At 50.0% G+C, this 1428-nt stretch carries 1 protein-coding gene; it reads right to left on the reverse strand.

Annotated elements, in window-relative coordinates; genetic code table 11:
- Positions 1-1428, reverse strand: a 1428-nt coding sequence (locus BN93_RS05865; RefSeq protein WP_019187412.1) for a TonB-dependent receptor domain-containing protein, incomplete at both ends; no start/stop codon positions are given.

Genomic DNA, 1428 nt, shown 5'->3' on the forward strand with positions numbered 1-1428 from the left:
GGCGTTGAGGGTAATGCCGAAGTTGTAGCGAGGCGTAGAGTTGCCTATCACCTTTTTGTCGCCATGATCGCCCAGTGTGTTGCTGCCGGCGTTAACCACACCTTCGTCAATCTTGTTCCCGTTTTCGTCTACGCGGTCAACAAGGTTCTTGTACATCACGTCGCCTTCTCCCCAGTTGCTGCCCCAGTTGGGCTTGTTGCCTTTGAGCCATTCGGCCATTTCCTCGTTAGATTGTGCCAAGCCAACACTTTCGTAGCCCCAAATCTCATTAAGTTGCTTACCGTTGTAGTAGCCGTTGATGTTTTGGTTCTCGAACTTACCTTCGTAGGGGTATCTCAATATCTTAGAGGTTGCATCGCTTAGGTTGAGTTTCACGCCGTATTTCACTTGTGCAATTTGGTCGCGCCACCCTAATTCAAGTTCCCAACCAGTAGAACGCATGTCGCAGTTGTTGGTTTTAGGAGCATCTGTCCCCAATACCGAACCCAAGATGGGGGCAGGGCCAATCATGTCTTTGGTGGTGCGCACATACCAATCGAACGAACCCGTGAGTCTGTTGTTGAATGCGGCCCAGTCTAAACCAACATCCCATGTCTCGATGGTTTCCCAGGTCAACGACCTGTTGACGATGCTGGGAAGTGAAGCCGTGTTCTGTTTTTGGCCGTTGATAAGCCACGAGCTGTTTTGCGAAGCGAGAGATTGCTGTTGATAGAAGGGATACCACGCCCAGAACGAGTCGTATTTTGAGCTGGTGTTGCCAAGTTGTCCCCATGATGCGCGCAACTTAAGTGTGCTGAGCTTGTCGGTTAGCTTTTTGAAGAACTCTTCGCGAGCAACGTTCCAACCCAACGAAACCGAGGGGAACCACGCCCAACGCTTGTCGGAGGTGAAACGCGACGAGCCATCGTAACGCATGTTGAACTCCAACATGTAGATGTCGTTGTAGTTATAGTTAAGACGACCGAAGTAACCAGCCGTTGCACGATGCCAGTATCCGTCGGATGCCTTAAAGTTCTTTTGTGTCTGGCTTAGGAAAGCTCGCTCGTTCATCGTGAGGTTTTCGCCATAGCCGTTAACGTGGTCTTGGTTGTAGCGTTCGAAGTTCAAACCCAACAAACCCTTTAAGTTGTGTGGACCAAAGCTGCGTGTATAATCGGTATATACGTTCACGGCGTAATAGTTTTCGCGCCAACGGTAGTCGGTATAGTTGCTCACCGTTCCATATCCGCTGTCGCGCAGCATGGGTTTGTTGTCTGCATCATAGTTGTAGATGGGTATTCTGCTCGTGGTGCTCTTGTAGTTGTCTACGCGCAATGCACCTTCTGCATAGATGTTCCAGCCCGCTAATGGGGTAAAGATGAACTTCATCTGCTGGGTGAACTGGTCGTCGTTGGTGCGATGTATGCCACCGTTTTCCAATTCCTCTAT

The organism is Prevotella conceptionensis 9403948 (assembly GCF_000312305.1).
Taxonomy (GTDB): Bacteria; Bacteroidota; Bacteroidia; order Bacteroidales; family Bacteroidaceae; genus Prevotella; species Prevotella conceptionensis.